This window comes from Pantoea sp. EKM101V (assembly GCF_011800325.1).
Classification (GTDB): Bacteria; Pseudomonadota; Gammaproteobacteria; order Enterobacterales; family Enterobacteriaceae; genus Pantoea; species Pantoea anthophila.
In genome coordinates this window covers 1-728 of the sequence record NZ_JAALFP010000034.1, presented here as the reverse complement: position 1 = coordinate 728, position 728 = coordinate 1, and the positions used below count along the sequence as shown (strand labels likewise).

Annotated in this window: 1 rRNA gene; it reads left to right on the top strand. The window is 54.3% G+C overall.

Annotation, left to right across the window (positions count from 1 at the left end):
* Positions 1-708: ribosomal RNA gene (locus HFD92_RS21490) — 16S ribosomal RNA — on the top strand; the annotation flags it as partial.
* Between the last annotated feature and the right edge of the window lie 20 nt (positions 709-728).

The window sequence follows — 728 nt, the reverse complement described above, 5'->3', positions numbered from 1 at the left end:
TGTTCCCCTGAGGAGTGGCTTCCGGAGCTAACGCGTTAAGTCGACCGCCTGGGGAGTACGGCCGCAAGGTTAAAACTCAAATGAATTGACGGGGGCCCGCACAAGCGGTGGAGCATGTGGTTTAATTCGATGCAACGCGAAGAACCTTACCTACTCTTGACATCCAGAGAACTTTCCAGAGATGGATTGGTGCCTTCGGGAACTCTGAGACAGGTGCTGCATGGCTGTCGTCAGCTCGTGTTGTGAAATGTTGGGTTAAGTCCCGCAACGAGCGCAACCCTTATCCTTTGTTGCCAGCGATTCGGTCGGGAACTCAAAGGAGACTGCCGGTGATAAACCGGAGGAAGGTGGGGATGACGTCAAGTCATCATGGCCCTTACGAGTAGGGCTACACACGTGCTACAATGGCGCATACAAAGAGAAGCGACCTCGCGAGAGCAAGCGGACCTCACAAAGTGCGTCGTAGTCCGGATCGGAGTCTGCAACTCGACTCCGTGAAGTCGGAATCGCTAGTAATCGTGGATCAGAATGCCACGGTGAATACGTTCCCGGGCCTTGTACACACCGCCCGTCACACCATGGGAGTGGGTTGCAAAAGAAGTAGGTAGCTTAACCTTCGGGAGGGCGCTTACCACTTTGTGATTCATGACTGGGGTGAAGTCGTAACAAGGTAACCGTAGGGGAACCTGCGGTTGGATCACCTCCTTACCTGAAGATACCTTCCCGCG